This window comes from Heliomicrobium undosum (genome assembly GCF_009877425.1).
Taxonomy (GTDB): domain Bacteria; phylum Bacillota; class Desulfitobacteriia; order Heliobacteriales; family Heliobacteriaceae; genus Heliomicrobium; species Heliomicrobium undosum.
In genome coordinates, this window is the sequence record NZ_WXEY01000024.1 from 22,284 (window position 1) to 42,289 (window position 20,006).

Below are 20,006 nucleotides of genomic sequence, written 5' to 3' on the forward strand. Positions count from 1 at the left end.
AGCAATATTGTGAAAAAACTTATCATTGCTTGCCGTGGGAAATTCAGCCGCCGACCGTAACGACAACGTAGGAGAGCAGTAATAACATAGGCAGATAGGTCGAAACAATGGAGGTTGGTATGATGCTTTCCAAACGGTACGGCGTTGGCGATGTGTTGAAGCAGGATGTCTATTCCTTACAGGGTCACCTGCTGATTCCCCGGGGCGCAATGATCAGTGAACGTCTCATGGCGCAAATCCATAAATGGGAGGAGATCGGGGTGCTGATTGATAAAGTGCCTTCTTCCGGATCTCGCAATGCCCAGGAGCCTGAGTCGGACGGTGAAGATATCTGCTTTCTGCCCCGGCGAAAAAGCAAGGAAGAAGATGTCCTCTATCATCAAGCGATTGAGACGGTGCGCGATGTTTTCCTGGATATCCGCGCAGGGCATGTTTTTAACCAGCAGGCGGTCCAGGAAAGAGCATCCGCTATCGTTTCGTCGGTCATCCACGATGAGAAGGTCGGTTTTCGGCTGAACCATCTGTGGCAGGCCGATGACTACACCTTGCACCATTCCGTGGACGTTTGTCTTCTTTCCACCCTGATCGGGCTCAGCATCGGCATGGATCGGGAAGAACTGAATGAACTGGCTGCCGGCGCCATCCTTCACGATGTGGGGAAGATCTATATCCCGCGCAGCATCCTCAACAAAAAGGGCGCCCTCAGCAACAGAGAGTATGAGACGATCAAAAAACACCCTGTCTTTGGCGTCAAGTATTTTCAGGAGACCGGCATGGACCTCTCCGACGCTCAGTTGTATTGTATCCTTCAGCATCACGAGCACTGTGACGGGACCGGCTATCCTCAGGGACTGCGCTACCCACGGATCCATCTGTTCGCCCGCATCGTCGCTGTGGCCGACGTGTTCTCGGCGTTGACGGCCGGGCGCCCGCACCGCGCTCCCATGGACCAGTTGCACGCCATCGACATCCTCTGCCGGGAGTCGCGGAGCCATCTCGACATGCACATCGTCAGCATTTTGATCAACCGGCTGCGAGACCTGCTGCTGCACACGCGGGTCCGCCTCAACACCGGCGACGAGGGCTATGTGGTTGACTTTTTTGAAAGCTCGCCGCTGCGCCCGACGGTGCTCGTCACCCAGGATGCCTTCGGACGCAAGGTGGTCAGCCCCTACCTGGTCCACCTTCGTCAGGAGCAGGAACTAAGTCTCCAGGAAATCCTTTCTGGGAAACAGGCGTAGCAGAGAGTAGCGCATATGAAGGAAGCCACCCCGGCTCTGGGGTGGCTTTTTTATCCGGCAGGGAAAGTCCGGCCCGGCGTGGAAAAGGGAGGGTTAAAGCACTGAAGATCAATCCGGCAGAAAGGTGAGCGAAAACAGGTGAAACGCTTTACGGTCCGCGCCTTTTTTGACGGCATGAATCGCATCCTGGAAAAGGAAGCTAAAGAGGGCCTGGCCGCGATCGAATTCCGCGTCAAAGCTGAACTGCTTCCGGAGCGGATGCCCATCGGCCAGGCATGCCTCTGGTCGGTCCTTGACGAGGAAGGTCGCACCATGTACTGGATGGTTCCCGAGCACCTGGCTTCTCGTTTTCAGCCGGGCATGGTCGTTGCCGCCGTGGGCCATCCCGTCGTCTGGCCTTCGAGCAAGCGAGGCAAACGGCTGGAATGGCTGCAGGTGAAGAACCTGGAACCGCTCTCCCTGGGTGAGACGCCCCGACGCCTGCAGGCGAAGCGCCTAGCTGCCGAGGGGCTGTTGGGTCGCCGTCCCCGGCGGGAGTGGCCTGTCGACGCTGCGCGCGGGTCGGTGCGCCTTCACCTGGTGATAGGGGACAAGGACACCGCCTTGCCGGGCCTTCGCCATCAACTGCGCAAAGGGCGCCGTTTTCAGTTGCAGGTGCATGCGACTGACATGAATAAGGCCGATGAGGTGGCCCTCGCCATCACGGAGGCGGCGCGGGTCGGCGGACAGTTTCTCCTCCTCGTCCAGCAGGAGGCCGACAATTTCCTGCTCTTTGATGATCCGGCGGTCTTGCGGGCGCTGTCCCAGAACCGCCTTTATACCATCCTCGTCCAGCCGGACTGCAAAGTGAAGCCTTTTGGCTACTGGTGGGCTGATGAGTGGCTCGACAACCCCCATTTGGCCGCGCAACGCATCGTCAGCCGCTGTTGGTCCATCTGGAAAGGGCCCCGCGAGAAGGAGCGTTTGAAACAGGCCGTCCTGGACCAGACCCAGAAAGACCGCTCCCGCTTCGCCTCCGAATTGAGCCGGCTACGGCGGGAGAACAGTGAACTTGCAGACCAGTTGGCCAACCTCAGTCCGCAGCGGATCGAGGAACTGGAGAATCGCCTCAGCGAGGCCGAGGGTGAACTGAAGCGTTCTGAGGAGCGTCGTCGTGTCATCCTCGCTCAGTTGTTCGACCTGGAACAGGAACGGGATGACATAAAACGCAAGCTGGACCTGTCAGAGGGCGGGGGCATCGTCGCGGAAGCGCCCGTCGATCTGTCGGCCGAGGTGGAAAAGGTCCGCCGCCAGGAGGAGTACCGCCGCATGCTCGTCGAGGACGAGCGGGACCGCCTGGAGGCCGAAAACAAGCGACTGCTGGCCCGCCTGGAAGAGACGGCGCCCCTGGTGGTGGAGGAACTCCGCCAGAAGGCGGCCGTTGCGGAGATGGAACTGGGCCGCTCGGAGGAGCGGCGCGAACAGTTGTCCGAGTTTCTCTTCCTGCTGGAGCAGGAGAACCGCGAAATGAAAGGCCGGCTCGGCTTTCGGGAAGAACTGGAAACGCCATCCGATGGCCGCCCCCGCTCTCCCGAGGAGGAACTGATCATCGGCAAGGCCCGCCTCTACGAGGAGATCCACGACCTGCTGGTGAAGGAGGAACTGGAGCGCCTCCAGCGAGAGGTAAAGCGGCTCCGCGACCTCATGGCGTCCTGCTCGCCGGCCTTGCTCACGTCATTGCGAGACGAATTGGAGATCACCCGCGCCCAGTTGGAGCATTCGGAAGCTTTGCGGGAGGAACTGCAAAAGGGACAGGAGAACATGCGCCAGGAGTTGCGGCGGGTGCGCGACGAGCGGCTGGGGATTGGCGGCGCGCGAATAGGCGAGGAAAGCACAGTTGCTTCGAAGCAGTCGGAGAAGTCGTCCCGTAGGGATGAAGCCGAATTCGTGGCGGGACTGACGGCCTCGTCCGATCTGACGACGAAAGGTGAAACCGGCGAAACGGCGCAACGTGACCGGGAGCAAGGGGCACAGGCGCCAGGGACGCAGGGGAGAGGGACCCAGGATCTAGAGACGCAGGAGCAAGGAGAACAGACGGAAGACCTGCTGGGGAAGGCCGTGGAGTTTTTCCGTCACGGATTCCGGTTGGGGCGGAAGAGGTAAAACGAAGTAAAGATCTACGAGAACGTAACCCTCTGCTAAAGACGCATGCGCAAAAGAAGGTGGAGATATGAAAACCTTCATAAGGGTGGGGGCTTTTCTGCTGGTTGCGTGGCTGTTGGTTACGGCCTATTACTACCGAGGCTACCCCTTTTTCCGAAATAGTACATGTTCCAGCAAGAGAACCGCCACCACCCCAACGACAAACCCATTCCCCAAAATCGGACGCCACATCGCCGGGAATCCGGCGGTCACGGCCGGAGGCAAAAAGGAGATCACCGTTCCCAACAGAACAGGCAAACCGACGATATACCCATTGTCCATCGACAATGGGTTTTCTGATTCATAGATGATCCGCAAGCCCGTCGCCACCTGGGCGCACATGATGTACAGGAGCAGTGTGCCGATCACTACGGGCGGGATGTTGCCGAGCCAATGAATCACCGCAGGAAAAAAGGAGATCAAGAACAGGAGGATGGCCGTGGGCGCCAAGGTGAACCGGGAAGCGCAGCGTGTTGAGGCGATGACACCGGGGCTTAAGGAAAAATTGACAGGGCCGATGACACCCAGGAAGCCGGAGAGGATATTCATCAGACCGGTCACCGTCACCCCCCGGCTGATCCGCGCCTGCATTTCAGTGGCCCCCACCATCGAACCGACCGATTGCATGGAACCGAGGTCATTGATAAACAGCGCCAGGTACGTAAACAAAAACGATACGATCAAGGCCGGTTCAAGGGAGAAATGCAGCGTAAACTCATGAAAAAAAGAGGCGAAGGTCGGGACAGCGCCGGCGCTTCCCGACATGTCGACGGCGGCAGGGGAGAAGACGAGGAAATAGACGAGCGAACCGGCCAGCATCGCCCAGATGATCAACGTCGATTTCCACAGTCCCGTCAGCACCCGGCTGATCGACACCAGAACCGCCAGAAAGGCCAGGGAAAAGAGCAGGTGCAGCGGGGGAGATACCCCCGTTCCCGGCGCGATGATCAGGTTCATGATCGTCGGCAGGAGCGTAAAGGCGATCAGCAGCAGGATGACGGCCACCACGCGAGGGGGAAACAAACCTTTCAGGTGATCGAGCCATCCGGTGGCGCCGGCGAGGGTGAGCAAGCCGCCGCCGATTATCGTCGCCGTGTACATCGCGTCGATGCTGCTGCCGGCGTTGGCGGTGATGCCGATGAGCAACACCGAGGCGGGACCGGTGATCAGGGGGAGGCGATGGCCCCGGTAGACCTGGATGAGCAGCATCACTGCTGTCGTAAAAAACAATTTTTGCAGGTACAGGATCTGCGCCGCCGGATCGGCGAAATGCGACGCGGCTACGATTTTCCCGAGGATGATGATCAGAGGGACGGTGATGGCCAGCCACTGGAGGCCAAAAATCAGGTTCTCTCCCAAGGGCGGGCGTTCATCCAGGCCGTAACGGTATGATGGCTTGTCCAACAGGCTCACTCCAAGCATCTCGTCGTCATTTCTTCAAAAACAATAACATGCCTCAACAAGGAGCGCTATTTCCTATCCGCCTGCCGGCAAATAAATATGCCACAGGCGGTTTTTCATGCAGTTTATCATGAGAAGGATTTAGGCAAAAGCTGTCGAATCAAATCAAACGTTTGGTTTAGAAATATTTATCAATATATGCAAAGGAATGGGTGTGATGAAACTCCCACATTGTCTAAAAATCGCCTCTTTTTAGCAGCTAGCCTCCTGATCAGCCCGATCAGTTTTGCCAATGAGGGTATTCCCGCGAAAGGGGACGAGGGCCACAGCCCGTCGTAGAACCCCTACGGTGACGGCGGAAGCAGCGTCACTTACGAGTGGGGTCCTGATTACAGCAAAAAGCCGGTCGAATCCTTCTGGATCAACCTGGAGACGGATGCGAAGACAGGCCGGGTCATCCGATACAATGTGCTGAGCGATCAACAGGGGAATCAGACGAAGGCGATCACGGACGAGGAAGCCGACAAAAGGGCGATGCAGTTTTTCACATCCCCAGAACGGAAAGAGTACCTGTTGCAGCGGACGAAAATCAGACCCCGGCCTGACTGGGTGGACAGCAGCAAGCTCGATCCCCACCCGAAGCCGACCTATGAGTATTATTTCAGGCATACGAAAAACGGTATTCCCATCGAAGGCTGCCTGGATTCGGTAAGCGTTGACGCCGTCACCGGCCAGATCGTCGGTTATAGCACGCGAGGGGTGAAAGAGGCGCCCCTGCCGGAAGCGAAGGGGATCATCACCCCGGAAAAGGCGAAAGCCGAGTACATCAAACATACCCCGCTGCAGGTGACCTAAACCTGGTCGAACTATTACAATCTCATCGCGCCGGCGCCGCAACTCGTTTACATTCGCGATTGGAAAGCGGGCGTCATCGCCATTGACGCCGTAACGGGCATGCCCATAAAAAACCTGCCCTAAAATACGCGAATAGCGTACGCGCGAAGAGGTGGGAAAAGAGAGCCCTTGCCGCAAGCAAAAGGCGTCATCGCGCCGGAAAAAGCGAAAGTCGAATTTCTCAAACATGTTGCCCTGCAGCCATACTATGTCTGGCCCTCCTATTATGACGCGCTGGTGCCGGATCCCAGGCTGGTCTATGTCCCTGAATGACCCCTTTTGCCGACAAAGGAAGCGCAGGTGAGAGAATGTTGAAGTGGCGAAAAGTAATCTTGTTGACGATCGCAACGCCGTTGCTATTTATCGCGATTTTCGCTTTTGTCATCGGTTCGAAATTTTTCTTTCTTTGCCCCCTGGGTTGGAAAGAATCCAACCCTTTGGACAACGCCAAAGACAAACACCTTCCTCCCACAAGAATCTCCATCATCGCCTGTGATCAGGACGAAAACATCGCGGGGCCAAAGCAACTATTGACGGATGATCCATCAGTGATCCGCAAGATCACCGATGAATTGGATTCCCTTGTCATCACGAACCTGAAAGACCTGCCGAAAAAAGAACCCTATTATGAACTCCATTATGAAAGAGAACCGTCCGAATTGGTGTATCCTTTTCGCTATTACCCTCGCTCCGATATCGTCAATTTTTGCGGCCCCACTGAGTATGGAGACATTACGAGTTTTCGGGCAAGTCAGGAATTAAAAAAACAAATCCGAGAAAAGGGTTTTTAGCGGGGTACGTAAGCCCATCCCTCTCCGGGCATCCTACAAAGGGAGGTGATGGGCTTTCTTTGCAGAACGTCACCAGGCTCCCGGTCTGAGCGAAGCGGAAGATCTGGCGTTGCTGATGGCCATCCAACAGAGCTATGAACAATCGGCCTGGGATACGCGGCTGTTTATGCGACGAGTGCAGCGGGCCGGTATCACCATTCCCCCCGATGTTCAGGAACTGCTGGAAGAACGGATCGAAACAGCGATTGCCGTCTCCGAGTCTTCCCAGAACGAGATCCGGCGACGAAGAACCCATCGGCTCTTATAGGCGATCTTACCTTCGGGTGAGGTCGCTTTTTTGCTGTTTAGCGTGCTTGCTGTAGCCGTAGCCCTACGAAGAACGATTCGGCGCAGTCAAATTCTGAGTTCATTAAAAATCGCTGGTTAATCGGAAAACTGTCTAGTAATTCCGAAAAATATTCTTGCCGCCTCCTCCCTCAACTCTGTACAATGGATCCATGGTCGCTGACAAAAAGCGCGACAGATTGAAGCAATGTTCCATATGAGGAGAGGAGAGACGAGCGTGAGCGAACCGATTCGCAAAATCATGCTGGACGAGAAGTCCATTCCTACCGCTTGGTACAACGTACAGGCCGATATGCCGAACCCAGCCGAGCCGGCCCTTCATCCCGGCACCCTGCAGCCCCTGGGACCGGCCGATCTGACGCCCATTTTTCCGATGGAACTGATCAAACAAGAGGTCAGCACCGAACGCTGGATCGAGATCCCCGAAGAGGTGCGGGAGTTGTACAAGCAGTGGCGGCCCACGCCTGTCTACCGCGCGACGGGGCTGGAAAAGCTCCTCGACACGCCGGCAAAAATCTACTACAAGTACGAGGGGACAAGCCCCGCCGGCAGCCACAAACTGAACACGGCCCTCCCGCAGGCTTACTATAACAAAGCGGCCGGCATCAAACGGCTGGCTACGGAAACAGGCGCCGGCCAGTGGGGAAGCGCCCTGTCGCTGGCCTGCACCTTCTTCGGCCTGGAATGTGTCGTCTACATGGTGAAGGTCTCCTACAACCAGAAGCCCTACCGCAAATCCTTTATGCAGGTCTATGGCGCCGAGGTCATCCCGTCGCCGTCGATGCGCACCGCCTCCGGCCGCCAGGTCCTGGAGGCGAATCCCGATTCTCCCGGCAGCCTGGGCATCGCCATCTCGGAAGCCGTCGAGGACGCCGCCTCCCGCGAGGACACCAATTACGCCCTCGGCAGCGTTTTGAACCATGTCATCCTGCACCAGAGCGTCATCGGCCTGGAGGCGAAAGCCCAACTGGCCATGGTCGATGAATACCCTGACGTGGTTCTCGGCTGCTGCGGCGGCGGCAGCAACTTCGCCGGCATCGCCTTCCCCTTCCTGGCCGACCGCTTCCAGGGCAAGAAGGTGCGCCTCGTCGCCGTCGAGCCCGATGCCTGCCCGACGCTGACCAAGGGCGTCTTCGCCTACGACTACGGCGACCTGGCCAAGTTGACGCCGGTGGCCAAGATGTACACCCTCGGCCACGACTTCGTGCCCCCCGGCTTCCACTCCGGCGGTCTCCGCTACCACGGCGACTCGCCGCTCGTCAGCCAACTCTACCATGAGGGCTTCCTGGAAGCCCAAGCCTATGGACAGACGGCCATCTTCGAAGCCGCTCTTGCTTTCGCCCGCAGCGAGGGGATTATCCCGGCGCCCGAATCGGCCCACGCCATCGCCGGCGCCATCGCCGAAGCGAAAGCGGCCAAAGAGGCCGGCGAAGCCCGCACCATCCTCTTCTGCCTCTCCGGCCACGGCATCTTTGACCTGGGTGCTTACGAGGCCTACCTCTCCGGCGGGCTCAAGGACGTGCCCTACTCGGAAGAGGCACTGGCGAAGAGTCTGAACAACCTACCGAAGGTCTAGGACAGGGCGCTCAAGATAGAATAGGACGAACCAAAGTGAACTTAATATGGAAATAAAAGGGAGAACGGGGAATACCCCCGTTCTTTTCCTGTTTTCATCGAATGACTATGATACAGGTTTTATACATACCAATCATTAATGTGTTTCACAAGGTGTTCGGCTTCGGTGATCATAGAATTATCTGAATCATCGAGAACACTTCAAAAAATTTCATTAAAAAAGGTGGTTGTTCAACGTGGCAGCAAGGCAAGGCATCGGCAAATGGTTGCTCATCGGTGGACTCTCGCTTGGGGCGTTCCTGAACGGAAGCCCCCTGTCTCCGGCCCATGCGGCTGTTCCCCAGGTCTACGTCAACAACACGGCCCTTACCGCCAACGTGGCCCCCGTCAACCAGCAAGGCGTCCTGCAGGTTCCGGCAAAGGAACTGGCGAGCGCCCTCGGCGGCAGTTTTTTCTTTGACGCCAACACGAACCAGGGAACCATTAAAGTGGGTGATGATGAAGCGGTGTTTCTGCTGAACTCGCCGACGGTCACCTTCAACGGCAAGCACATCACCGCCCCGGCCCCCATGGTCTTGGCCAGTAACCGCTTCATGGTCCCTGCCGACTTCCTTTGTGACACCCTGGGACTCGTCAGCGTCGCCACCGGAGACCTGCTTCAGGTATACAAGCCCATAAACGGCAAGATCACCTACTCGGTCATGAGCGGTGACACCCTCTGGCGGATCTCCCAAAAGTTCGGCACGACCATCTCCTCCATCCAGAGCCTCAACGGGTTGACCTCCGATGTCCTCTATGTGGGACAGAAGTTGATGATCATGCCCCAACTCCCGCCGGCGGTGACCGTCACGGCCACCATGTCCAGTTCGGGCACCTTTTTCAGCAGCCCCAATTTTAGCGCCTCTGCCATCGGCTACCTCCAGCCCGGAACGACGCTCACCGTTCTCGGCAAGTCAGGCGACTGGTACAAGGCGCAATCCCATCTCGGGGTCGGCTATCTCTACCGCTCCGTCCTCCGGGTGAATCAGGACATCACCCCCGCCCCGGCGCCGGCCAATATTTTCGCTGCGAAAATCCCTGTCGACACCTCCAGAGATACGGTGACCTACCAGTCCTACACCGTTGTCAGCGGCGATACGGTCTGGTCGATTGCGGAACGATATGGGATCCTGAAGGATGAAATCTGCGCTGTCAACGGCCTGGGCGACGGTTCCAACCTCAAGGTCGGCCAGGTGCTGAAAATTCCTGTCCATAACGTGGCCTCGCAGCCGCTCTTGGGACCCCAGTTCGGCGAGGTGTTCGATTGGTTCAGCCAGGGGCAGTACGTATTCAGTACCGGCAAGGTGGGCAAGCTCGTTGACTTGGCGACCGGACGAAGCTTCATGATCCAGCGTACCATGGGGGCCAACCACGCTGATGTGGAAACGCTGACCGCCGCCGATACGCAAGTCATGAAAGAGATCTTCGGCGGCTTTACCTGGAACCGCCGGCCCTTCATCCTGTACGTGGACGGCCGCAAAATCGCCGCCTCCGTCTCCGGCATGCCCCACGCCGGTGTGGACAGCGCCCCTTATCTGGCGAACGTGTCCTGGCGCAGCGGCAACTACGGCGCCGGTCCCAACTATGACCGGATCAAAGGCAACGGGATGGATGGTCACATCGATCTTTACACCCTCAACGGCATCGGTCACTCGGAACCGACAGTCAGCGCGCCTCATCAGGTGGGCGTGCTGATGGCGGGCGGGCTGGAGTAGTGACAAGCTGCAGGGCAGCCTAGCGGACGGCTTTGTTAATCACCGAATCGTGTCACAAATGATGAAGTAGAAGTAAAAGGGACAAAGAAAAAAGGAAATGAAAAGAGCAGGTGCGGCCTTTACGCTAGCCCCTGCTCTTTTTGTTTGATGACATTTCAAATCTATCTTGCTTGGTTTATCTTGGCTTTTGACACTATCATCGCTATCAAACCGGATGATCCCGGTTGTCTCTTGACGTTACTCACGCTTCTCGCTATCGACGACCCGGGCGTCGACCGGCTTGGCTTTGTCGCCAGGCGTCTTCTCCGGGGTGACTTCCTCTTTGAATTCGCGAATGCTCTGACCGAGGCCCTTGCCGATCTCGGGAAGCCGCTTTGCGCCGAAGAGGAGCAGCACGATGCCCAAAACGACCAGCCATTGCCATATGCTAGTGAACAATCCGAAGGTGTACACGCCAAATGCCTCCTGCCGTCAGGCTTCTGTTCCAGCCCTGTCGATGCTTTTTTCAGATGATTTCTTCCAGTATACCAGAAGGTTGAGGCCGTCTCAAGTTTCCTGTCACAGTGGTGTCGAAAAATGCGGAACCGGTTCAGCATAAAAAAGGAAAAGCGCGCCGAAAACAAGAATTAGTCCACATAAACAGAACCAAAGAGAGCAGGGGTGTACTGCTTTGACGACATCGAAACTGAAGGATCCGGCTTTGGACAGGCTCTTTGAGGCCATCCTCCTGCTGGGGGATGTGGATGAGTGCTACCGGTTTTTCGAAGACATCTGCACCGTCGCCGAACTGAAGGCGCTGGCCCAGCGGCTGGATGTAGCGAAGATGCTGGAACAGGATGCGACCTATACCCATATCGCCGAAAAGACTGGCGCCAGCCCGGCCACCATCTCCCGGGTCAAGCGCTGCCTCATCTACGGCGCCGACGGATACCGCCTGATCCTCCAGCGGTTGCGCGAGAAAAAAAGCGTTGACACCCCCCAGACCCCGTGATACGCTAATAACGTCACTTTTCACTTCATTTAGTTAAAGCGATAAAGCAATTAAGTGATAGAGCAACGGAGAAAAGGGGATGGCGAGACGATGGCCAAAGAGGGAAACCTCCTGCAGATCCCGCCGGGGATGCGCGACCTGCTGCCCGGCAACGCCCGGGAAAAACGCTTATTGGAAAACGAATGGGTGAAACTATTCTCCTCCTGGGGCTACCAGGAAGTTGCCACACCGACGGTGGAATACCTGGACACGCTGGCCCTCGACACTGGCGAAGAGATCCGGGACCGGCTCTTCCAGTTTTTTGACCGCCAGGGCCGCATCCTGGCCTTGCGTCCCGAGATGACGACGCCCATCGCCCGGCTCGTGGCGACGCGGTTGCGGCAGTGTCCCTTTCCGCAGCGCCTCTTTTACGCCGCCAACGTCTTTCGTTACGAAGAGCCCCAGGCGGGACGGCAGCGGGAGATTTCCCAGGCCGGCGTCGAACTGGTCGGCGCGCCGGGCCCTCTGGCCGACGCCGAGGTGATCGCCATGGCCGTCGAGGCCTTGCGCGCCTCTGGGCTGGAGGATTTTCAGATCTCCCTCGGACAGATCGAGGTCTTCAACGGCGTCATGGAAGAACTTCCCCTCGACGCCCCCACGAAAGCCCGTGTGCGGGCGCTGGTGGCGAAGAAGGATTTTGTCAGTCTCGAAGAGTTGCTGGCCACTTCCGGCCTTGACAAGGCACAGTCCGACCTGCTGCTGAAGCTCCCGACCTTGCACGGCGGCCGGGAGGTGCTCATCCAGGCGCTGCCGCTGGCCGTCAACGAGCGCGCCCGCCGCGGCCTGGAGAACCTGCGGGCCGTCTACGAAGGCTTGCGGACCTTCGGCGTCGAGGACTATGTGGCCATCGACCTGGGCGTCCTGCGTGGCTTTGATTACTACACCGGTGTTGTCTTCGAAGGCTACACGGTCGGTCTCGGCTTTCCCATCTGCGGCGGCGGTCGCTATGACAGCCTGCTTGGCCAGTTCGGCTTTGACACCCCCGCAACCGGTTTTGCCCTCGGGCTCGACCGGGTGCTGTTGGCCCTGTCTCGCTCCCGCGAACCGAAACCGGCGCCAGCGTCTGACGTCGTTATCGGCGGCGGCAACCCCTGCAAGATCATGGCCGAGGCCGCGCGGATGCGCAAGAACGGCCTCAGCGTTGAGATCGACCTGATGAACCGGAGCGAGGCGGAACTGGAACAGTACGCTGCCGCCCGGGGGATCGCCCAGTGGTTTTACTACCCTGCGGGGCAGTGCGGCGATTCAGAAGGGGAGAGTGTAGACCTGGAGAACGGGCCGATCCTGTCCGAAATCGGCAACCTGATGCGCCCGCCGGCGGAGGCGCCGGTGGTGGACGCGACGGACGCCGCGCGGGGTCCGGTTGCGGAAGGCGCGCCGGGGTCTGATGCAGAAGGCGCGCCGGTTCCAGCTACGGAAGGCGTGCAGGCGCCTGATACGGGGGCCGCTCTAAAGCCCCATGCGGGAACCGCTCCGAAGCCCGTTGCGGGAACTGTGGAACCTTCCGGGGATGGGCCGCAGTGTCCGACCAAACAGGAACAATAGGGGGGATTGGGACGATGAAAGATATGCTCACGGTGGCGCTGCCGAAAGGGAAACTCTTCGACGACGCCATTGAACTGCTCCAGGAGGCCGGCCTGAACACGAAAGGGCTGTCCGAAAACAGCCGCAAGCTGGTCATCCATCATGAAAAGGACCGGGTCAAGTACATCATCTGCCGCCCCACCGACATCCCCACCTTTGTCGAGTATGGCGCCGCCGACTTCGGCATCGTCGGCAAGGACACCATCGTCGAACAGGATAAAGACATCATGGAACTGGTCGACCTCCGCTTCGGCTTCTGCCGCTTCGTCGTGGCCCTGCCCGACTTAGCCGCCAAGGGGCGCGACCTGACCCAGTTCAACTACCGCCGCGTCGCCACCAAGTTTCCCAAAGTCGCCGAAACCTTTTTCGCCGAAAAAGGGATGCAGGTGGAGATCATCAAGCTCCACGGCAACATCGAGTTGGCGCCCGCTGTCGGCCTCGCTGACATGATCGTCGACATCGTCTCGACGGGGCGCACGCTAAAGGAAAACAACCTGACGGCGGTGGAAGAGATCTTTACGGCCACGGCCCGCCTGGTTGCCAACCGGGTGGCCTACCGTTTGAAACATAAGCGCATCCAGCCCCTCGTCGAGCGGGTGCGCAGCCTCGTGAAAGACAAAGAGGTGACATATTAGGATGGTGCGCCGCATCAGCTATCCGTCGGCCGAGGCCGACGCCTACCTACAGAAAAAGAGTTTCGACGATGTCCAGGTGGCGGAACGGGTGGCCGAGGTCGTAGCTAACGTCCGTAGCCGGGGCACAGCGGCCCTCTTCGAGTACACGAAGCGCTTCGACGGCGCCGATGTGAACGAATCGAACTTCCGCGTCAGCGAGGCCGAGATTGAGGCCGCCTACAGCCAGGTCGATCCGGACGTGCTGGCAGCCCTGCGCCGCGCCTGCGAGAACATCCGTCGCTTCCACGAAAAACAACTCCGGCCCTCCTGGATCGAGCCGGAAGCCGACGGGACCATGCTCGGCCAGTTGATCCGACCCCTGGAGCGGGTCGGCGTCTACGTCCCCGGCGGGCTCGCCTCCTACCCCTCGTCGGTGCTGATGAACGCTGTCCCGGCCAAGGTGGCCGGTGTGCCCCAGGTGGTCATGGCCACGCCGCCCGGCAAGGACGGGTCGATCAACCCTTACTCGCTGGTGGCAGCCAAGGAGGCCGGCGTCGACGAGGTTTACCGCATGGGCGGCGCTCAGGCAGTGGCTGCCATGGCCTTCGGCGTCGGGTTGAAGGCGGTGGACAAGATCACCGGACCCGGCAACATCTATGTCACCCTGGCGAAAAAACAGGTCTACGGCACTGTGGACATCGATATGCTCGCCGGTCCCTCGGAGGTCCTCGTCATCGCCGACGAGAGCGCAACGCCGGCCTATGTGGCCGCCGACTTCCTCTCCCAGGCCGAGCACGACGTGCGGGCGGCCACCGTCCTGGTCACCCCGTCAGCCGCCCTGGCCGAGGCCGTCGAGGCGGAGATCGAGCGCCAACTGGCGGTCCTGCCGCGCCGGGAGATCATGGAGCAGGCCCTTCGCGATAACGGCGCCATCTTCATCGTCCAGGACCTGGAAGAGGCTTGCGAGGTGTCGAACCGATTCGCGCCGGAGCATCTGGAGGTGCTGACGGAGACGCCCTTCGCCCTCCTGGGCAAGCTGACCCAGGCCGGCGCCATCTTCCTCGGCCCCTACTCGCCTGAGCCGGTGGGCGACTACTTCGCCGGCCCCAACCACGTCCTGCCCACGGGCGGCACCGCCCGTTTCTACTCGCCCTTGAACGTGGACACCTTCCAGAAAAAGACGAGCGTCATCGCCTACTCGAAGGCGCGCTTCGACCGGGACGCACGGGATATCATCGCCCTGGCGAAGGCGGAGGGGCTGGACGCCCACGCGAACGCGGTGGCGGTGCGGCTGGAAAATAAAGAAGGCTAGAAAATCAAGAATATCAATCCCGCTAACGTCTGATTTGGCCGAACGCTCACCGAAATCAGGCGTTGAAGGGTAACAGGCTGAAAAGGATTCGCGGCTGAAAAAGCACGTCGTTCAATGTAGAGCCGCTTAAAAGTAATGTAGAAAGGACGTCCGCCAAATGAACGATCCGTTGCGCTGGGTGCGGCAAGACATCCGCGACATCGTGCCCTACCAGGCCAAGGTCTATCCGGAAGGGGTCAAGGTGGACGCCAACGAAAACCCCTTCCCCTGGCCGGCCTCTTATGTAGAAAAGCTGCAAACAGACCTGGCCGCCTACCCCTTTTCCCGTTACCCCGACGGGGAGGCGAAAGACCTGCGCCAGGCCTTGAGCGCCTACACGGGGCGCGACCCCGCCGAGATCCTTGTCAGCAACGGCTCTGACGAGGCGATCCAACTGATCCTGCTGACCTTCGGCGGCCCCGGCCTAGCGACGGTCATCTCCAACCCCACCTTTGTCATGTACGCCATGGCCACCCGCTACATGGGCGGTCAGGTGATTGACGTACCCCTGATGGAAGAGGCCGGAACCTTCCGCCTCGATGTGGAAGGGCTGATCGCCGCCGCCAACCGGGAGGAGTCGCGGGTAATCATCATCTGCAACCCCAACAACCCGACAGGCAACAGCTTCGCCGAAGCGGACATCGAAGCGGTTCTGCGCGGCACCGACAAGATCGTCATCGTCGACGAGGCCTATTACGAGTTTTACGGAAAATCGATGGCGGGGCGGATCGGCGAGTTCCCGAACCTGATCGTCATGCGCACCTTTTCGAAGGCTTTCGCCCTGGCCGGCCTGCGTGTCGGTTACACGATGGCCTCCCGGGCGATCATCAACGAGATCCACAAGGTCCGCCAGCCCTTCAACGTGAACGCCTTCTCCCAGCGATCCGCCGCTATCGCCTTGGAAGAAAGGGCGGCCTTCGAGAATCAGGTGGAAACCATCCTGGCCGAGCGGGAGACCTTGATCCCGCAACTGAAGCGCTTCGACTGGGACGTCTTTCTCACCGACGCCAACTACGTCTTCCTGCGCCTGCGCGGCGAATCGCCGGAAGCCCGTGCCGCCCTGGCGGCGTCGATCCATCAGGGATTGATGGACCGGGGCGTGCTGATCCGCAAGCTCGGCGGCGGGCCGAGCCTTGACGGCACCTTGCGCATCACCGTGGGACAACCGGAGGAGAACCTGCGCTTGATCGCGGCGCTGGAGGAGATGAGTGAGGCGGCGGAGGGGTCGGCAGTTGGGGCGGTAGCTGCATCGGTAGCTGAGTCAGTATCTGCGTCGGAAGGGTTAGCTGCTTCCGTAGCATCGCCGGCATTGGCGGCTTCCGCAGTATCACCGGAGTCAGCGGGGTCTGCTGCGTCCTTAGGGTCCGCAACTCTGGTTCGGGGATGGAGGGTTTAAGATGACGGCGATGAGAGGCGCATCGTATGTCCGCAACACAGCCGAGACGCGGATCTCCATCGACCTTTTTCTTGATGGAAAAGGGGTCTTCGACGGGACGACCGGCATCGGCTTTCTCGATCATATGTTCACCCTGCTGGCCCGTCACGGCCAGATTGATCTGGCCATCGGCTGCCAGGGCGACCTGGAAGTGGACACCCACCACACGGTAGAGGATCTGGGGATCTGCCTAGGTAACGCATTGGCGCAGGCTTTGGGCGACAAAAAAGGCATCTGCCGCTACGGCCACGCCTATGTGCCCATGGACGAGACGCTGGTCCGCGTCTGCCTGGACTTGAGCGGCCGTCCTTTTCTCGTCTACAAGGCCAAGATTCCCGTGGAGCGGGTCGGCCAACTAGAGACGGAGATGGTGGAAGAGTTTTTCCGGGCGCTCTCCAATACGGCAGGGATGAACCTGCACATCCACCTGCTCGAAGGCGGGAACGGCCACCACATCATCGAAGCCATCTTTAAGGCCTTTGGCCGCGCTTTGCGCCAGGCCATCGCCATCGACCCGGACAACGCGGGCCGTGTGCTGTCGACGAAGGGTGTTTTATAATCTAGCGTTTTAGCTTTGCCAAACATAGCGACCAAAAAGGGGGGGCGAAGGGCATGATCGCCATCATCGACTACGGCATGGGAAACCTGCGAAGCGTCCAAAAGGGGCTGGAGAAGGCCGGCTACGCCGGTTTCGTCACCAACGATCCCGAGGCGGTGCGCAGCGCCCCCGGCGTCATCCTGCCCGGTGTCGGCGCTTTTGCCGACGCCATGGAGAACCTGCGCCAATCGGGCATGATCCCGCCCATCATGGAAACCGTCGCCGCCGGCAAGCCCTTCTTGGGCATCTGCCTCGGCTTTCAATTGATGTTCGACGCCAGCGAAGAGGGCGGCCATTTTGAGGGCCTCGGCATCTTCCCCGGCATGGTGCGCCGCCTGCCGCCGGGCCTCAAAGTTCCCCACATGGGCTGGAACGAACTGACCGTGCGCCGCGAAAGCGCCATCCTCGCGGGGATCCCCTCGGGGGCGGAGTACTACTTCGTCCACTCCTACTACGTTGACCCGGCCGAGCCGGACCTGGTGATCGCCACCGCCGACTACGGCTTCGACTTCTGCGCCGTCGCCGGCCGGGGCAGCGTCTCCGGCGCCCAGTTCCACCCGGAAAAATCGAGCGACCTGGGACTGCGCATCCTTCAGAACTTCGGAAAGCAGGTGGAAGGCTCATGCTGATTTTTCCGGCCATCGACTTAAAAGGCGGCCGTTGTGTCCGCCTCTACCAGGGGCGGATGGAAGACGCCACCGTCTACAACGACGACCCCGTCAGCCAAGCCCTCGCCTGGCAGGCCAAGGGCGCCCAGATGATCCACCTCGTCGACCTGGACGGCGCTTTTGAAGGGGAGCCAAAAAACCTCCCTGTCATCCAGGCCATCCTGGAGGCCGTGACCGTCGCTGTCCAACTCGGCGGCGGCATCCGCGACTTGAACATCATCGATCGCTACCTGCGCATGGGCGTCGCCCGGGTGATCCTGGGGACGGCGGCGATCAAAAACCCCGAACTGCTCTCTGCCGCCTGCATGGAGTACGGCCAGCGCATCGTCCTCGGCCTCGACGCCCGCGACGGCAAGGTGGCCACCGACGGCTGGGCCGGCACGTCCCAGGTGACGGCGCTGGAACTGGCCCTGGAGATGAAAGGGCGGGGCGTGCGCCGCGTCGTCTATACGGACATCTCCAAAGACGGCACCCTGGCCGGCCCGAACCTGGCGGCGACAGCCGAATTGGCGCGTGCGACCGGGCTGAAGGTCATCGCCTCGGGCGGCTTCGCCACCATCGATGATGTGAAGGCGGCCGCTGCCTTGGAAAGTGACGGTATTGAAGGCGCTATCCTGGGCAAATCGATTTACACCGGCTCCATCGATGTGGCGGAAGCCATCGCCGTCGCCAGGGAGGGAAGGTCATGCTAGCCAAACGGATCATCCCCTGCCTCGATGTCCATGGCGGCCGCGTCGTCAAAGGGACCAACTTTGTCAACCTGCGCGACGCCGGCGACCCGGTCGAACTGGCCGCCGCCTATGACAAGGAAGGCGCCGACGAGGTGGTCTTCCTCGACATTACCGCTTCTTCAGACGGCCGGGCGATCATGCTCGACGTGGTCCGCCGCACCGCCGAGAAGGTCTTCATCCCCTTCACCGTCGGCGGCGGCCTCCGCTCCGTCGAGGACATCCGGGAGATGCTCAAGGCGGGCGCCGACAAGATTTCCTTGAACACCTCCGCTGTCCAGACGCCAAAGCTGATCGGCGATGGCGCTTGGAAGTTCGGTTCCCAGTGCATCGTCGTCGCCATCGACGCCCGCCGCCGCCGTGACGCCGAAGGAAACCCGGTGGAGGGCTGGGAGGTCTACACCCATGGCGGCCGCAAACCGACCGGCATTGATGTGCTCGAATGGGCGCGCCGCGTTGAGGAACTGGGCGCCGGCGAGATCCTGCTGACCAGCATGGACAAGGACGGCACCAAGGACGGCTATGACATCCCTTTGACCTCAGCCGTCAGCGAAGCCGTCACCATCCCGGTCATCGCCTCCGGTGGGGTCGGGAACCTGGACCATATCGTGGAGGGGCTGACAGCGGGCAAGGCCGACGCCGCCCTGGCCGCCTCGATCTTCCACTACAAGGAATACACCATCCGCGAGACGAAGGATTACTTGCGGGAGAGGGGAGTGCATGTGCGGCAATGGCGGGACTAAACGTTGCCCCTTCCTTTATCGATGAACTGAAGTTTGACGCCCACGGCCTGATCCCGGCCGTTATCCAGGACGCCGCTTCGGGCCGCGTCCTGATGGTGGCCTACATGAACCGGGAATCGATCGAAAAGACTCTGGAGACGGGACAGACCCACTTCTACAGCCGCAGCCGCAAGGAACTGTGGCATAAAGGGGCCACCTCGGGTCACTTCCAGCAGGTGACCGCCGTCGAGTACGACTGTGACCGCGACTGCCTGCTCTTTCAAGTGGAACAGGCTGGGGCGGCCTGCCATGAGGGGTCTTTCTCCTGCTTCCGGGGGATTGGGGAAGCGGCGGGGAAATCAGGTGTTGATAAAGTTGAAAGCGTGGTCGAGAAAGTGGCTACGGGCGGCTGCGGAATCGGTGCCACCCTGGAAGAGTTAGCCGCCGTCATCGCCACCCGCAAAAAGGAATTGCCGGAAGGATCCTATACGACCTACCTCTTTACCAAGGGACAGGACAAGATCCTAAAGAAGGTTGGGGAAGAGGCAGCCGAGGTGATCATCGCTTCGAAGAATAATGCACGGGGCGAGATTGTCTATGAGGCGTCTGACTTAATCTATCACCTGCTGGTTCTACTGCGGAACCATGGGATTGAGTTGGACGAAATCGCTAAGGAATTACAGCGCCGGAGATAATTAGTTTGATTCATAAAAGTAGGACTAGTATACATTGCTAGTCTTGCTTTTTATTTTTAAATTAATTATTAGATTGAGAAAATAATAACATCTCATTAATCAAGATTTGTGTTTAAGAACAGAAAAGGAGGGACATTGAAATAATTCCTATGAATTAAAATATTAGTATTGAAATTTTACCCGTCGAAATGTAAAATGTTAATTGAATCACTAGAAATGTTTTAATGAAGGAATTTTATGGAGAAGCAGAATTTGATTTAAATCTCTACCGTTAATTCATTTAACAGTTATTCGGTCAGTTAATGTCAGGTTAGAGATGCCGTAAGCGCTTAGGAACAGTAAATGAAAAAAGGAGGTTTTCGAATGAAGCTCAAAGAATTAAAAATTGAAGGTTTGTAT

The 20,006-nt window shown here is 59.0% G+C and carries 20 protein-coding genes; 18 read left to right on the plus strand and 2 right to left on the minus strand.

All coding sequences use genetic code 11. From position 1 onward, the window contains the following. Positions 1 to 122 precede the first annotated feature (122 nt). Together GTO91_RS15180 and GTO91_RS15185 are read left to right on the plus strand one after the other, a co-directional pair. Positions 123 to 1,241, plus strand: coding sequence for an HD-GYP domain-containing protein (locus tag GTO91_RS15180; RefSeq protein WP_161259582.1), 1,119 nt, complete (start codon positions 123 to 125; stop codon positions 1,239 to 1,241). A 138-nt stretch (positions 1,242 to 1,379) separates the two neighbouring features. Next, positions 1,380 to 3,383 carry a coiled-coil domain-containing protein gene (locus GTO91_RS15185; protein WP_161259583.1) on the plus strand — a complete coding sequence of 668 codons (2,004 nt, stop codon included), beginning with the start codon at positions 1,380 to 1,382 and terminating at the stop codon, positions 3,381 to 3,383. A gap of 141 nt (positions 3,384 to 3,524) precedes the next feature. On the opposite strand, the gene GTO91_RS15190 is transcribed toward GTO91_RS15185, so the two are convergent. Then, positions 3,525 to 4,826, minus strand: a complete 1,302-nt coding sequence (locus tag GTO91_RS15190) for a uracil-xanthine permease family protein (protein ID WP_235919632.1) — start codon at positions 4,824 to 4,826, stop codon at positions 3,525 to 3,527. 423 nt (positions 4,827 to 5,249) lie between these two features. Here GTO91_RS15190 and GTO91_RS15195 point away from each other — a divergent pair, with 423 nt between their 5' ends. The 6 genes from GTO91_RS15195 (at position 5,250) to GTO91_RS15220 (ending at position 10,182) form a co-directional block, all read left to right on the plus strand. Beyond that, positions 5,250 to 5,678, plus strand: a complete 429-nt coding sequence (locus GTO91_RS15195; protein WP_328793823.1) for a YcdB/YcdC domain-containing protein — start codon at positions 5,250 to 5,252, stop codon at positions 5,676 to 5,678. Between the two features lie 168 nt (positions 5,679 to 5,846). After that, positions 5,847 to 5,990: a hypothetical protein gene (locus GTO91_RS15200; protein WP_161259586.1), complete on the plus strand. Its 144-nt coding sequence runs from the start codon at positions 5,847 to 5,849 to the stop codon at positions 5,988 to 5,990. Next, a complete protein-coding gene (locus tag GTO91_RS15205) occupies positions 5,987 to 6,508 on the plus strand; it encodes a hypothetical protein (protein WP_161259587.1) in 522 nt (173 codons plus the stop codon). Before GTO91_RS15200 ends, GTO91_RS15205 begins: the two co-directional genes overlap by 4 nt. A gap of 109 nt (positions 6,509 to 6,617) precedes the next feature. Further along, positions 6,618 to 6,815: a hypothetical protein gene (locus GTO91_RS15210; RefSeq protein WP_161259588.1), complete on the plus strand. Its 198-nt coding sequence runs from the start codon at positions 6,618 to 6,620 to the stop codon at positions 6,813 to 6,815. Between the two features lie 234 nt (positions 6,816 to 7,049). Beyond that, positions 7,050 to 8,429: a TrpB-like pyridoxal phosphate-dependent enzyme gene (locus GTO91_RS15215; RefSeq protein WP_161259589.1), complete on the plus strand. Its 1,380-nt coding sequence runs from the start codon at positions 7,050 to 7,052 to the stop codon at positions 8,427 to 8,429. A 235-nt stretch (positions 8,430 to 8,664) separates the two neighbouring features. Continuing rightward, complete coding sequence (locus GTO91_RS15220) at positions 8,665 to 10,182, plus strand: LysM peptidoglycan-binding domain-containing protein (RefSeq protein WP_161259590.1); 1,518 nt, start codon at positions 8,665 to 8,667, stop codon at positions 10,180 to 10,182. Positions 10,183 to 10,419: 237 nt separating this feature from the next. On the opposite strand, the gene tatA is transcribed toward GTO91_RS15220, so the two are convergent. Further along, a complete protein-coding gene (gene tatA / locus GTO91_RS15225) occupies positions 10,420 to 10,635 on the minus strand; it encodes a twin-arginine translocase TatA/TatE family subunit (protein WP_161259591.1) in 216 nt (71 codons plus the stop codon). Positions 10,636 to 10,852: 217 nt separating this feature from the next. Between tatA and GTO91_RS15230 the strand changes: the two genes are divergently transcribed. From GTO91_RS15230 to hisIE, 10 genes are all read left to right on the plus strand, one after another. Continuing rightward, positions 10,853 to 11,173 (plus strand): YerC/YecD family TrpR-related protein, encoded by a 321-nt coding sequence (locus GTO91_RS15230; RefSeq protein ID WP_161259592.1) that lies wholly within the window; start codon positions 10,853 to 10,855, stop codon positions 11,171 to 11,173. Between the two features lie 90 nt (positions 11,174 to 11,263). Then, positions 11,264 to 12,757, plus strand: a complete 1,494-nt coding sequence (gene hisZ / locus GTO91_RS15235) for an ATP phosphoribosyltransferase regulatory subunit (protein ID WP_235919633.1) — start codon at positions 11,264 to 11,266, stop codon at positions 12,755 to 12,757. A gap of 14 nt (positions 12,758 to 12,771) precedes the next feature. Beyond that, positions 12,772 to 13,431 (plus strand): ATP phosphoribosyltransferase, encoded by a 660-nt coding sequence (gene hisG, locus GTO91_RS15240; RefSeq protein WP_161259593.1) that lies wholly within the window; start codon positions 12,772 to 12,774, stop codon positions 13,429 to 13,431. A gap of 1 nt (position 13,432) precedes the next feature. Then, a complete protein-coding gene (hisD, locus tag GTO91_RS15245) occupies positions 13,433 to 14,722 on the plus strand; it encodes a histidinol dehydrogenase (protein WP_161259594.1) in 1,290 nt (429 codons plus the stop codon). Between the two features lie 157 nt (positions 14,723 to 14,879). After that, positions 14,880 to 16,157, plus strand: coding sequence for a histidinol-phosphate transaminase (gene hisC, locus GTO91_RS15250; protein WP_161259595.1), 1,278 nt, complete (start codon positions 14,880 to 14,882; stop codon positions 16,155 to 16,157). 10 nt (positions 16,158 to 16,167) lie between these two features. After that, positions 16,168 to 16,755, plus strand: a complete 588-nt coding sequence (gene hisB, locus GTO91_RS15255; protein ID WP_161259601.1) for an imidazoleglycerol-phosphate dehydratase HisB — start codon at positions 16,168 to 16,170, stop codon at positions 16,753 to 16,755. A 53-nt stretch (positions 16,756 to 16,808) separates the two neighbouring features. Continuing rightward, positions 16,809 to 17,423 (plus strand): imidazole glycerol phosphate synthase subunit HisH, encoded by a 615-nt coding sequence (gene hisH / locus GTO91_RS15260; RefSeq protein ID WP_161259596.1) that lies wholly within the window; start codon positions 16,809 to 16,811, stop codon positions 17,421 to 17,423. After that, positions 17,417 to 18,154, plus strand: a complete 738-nt coding sequence (gene hisA / locus GTO91_RS15265; RefSeq protein ID WP_161259597.1) for a 1-(5-phosphoribosyl)-5-[(5-phosphoribosylamino)methylideneamino]imidazole-4-carboxamide isomerase — start codon at positions 17,417 to 17,419, stop codon at positions 18,152 to 18,154. The genes hisH and hisA overlap by 7 nt, the downstream gene beginning before the upstream one ends. Beyond that, positions 18,148 to 18,933, plus strand: coding sequence for an imidazole glycerol phosphate synthase subunit HisF (gene hisF / locus GTO91_RS15270; RefSeq protein WP_161259598.1), 786 nt, complete (start codon positions 18,148 to 18,150; stop codon positions 18,931 to 18,933). Before hisA ends, hisF begins: the two co-directional genes overlap by 7 nt. Next, positions 18,921 to 19,607 carry a bifunctional phosphoribosyl-AMP cyclohydrolase/phosphoribosyl-ATP diphosphatase HisIE gene (gene hisIE, locus GTO91_RS15275; RefSeq protein ID WP_161259599.1) on the plus strand — a complete coding sequence of 229 codons (687 nt, stop codon included), beginning with the start codon at positions 18,921 to 18,923 and terminating at the stop codon, positions 19,605 to 19,607. The genes hisF and hisIE overlap by 13 nt, the downstream gene beginning before the upstream one ends. Positions 19,608 to 20,006: the final 399 nt, after the last annotated feature.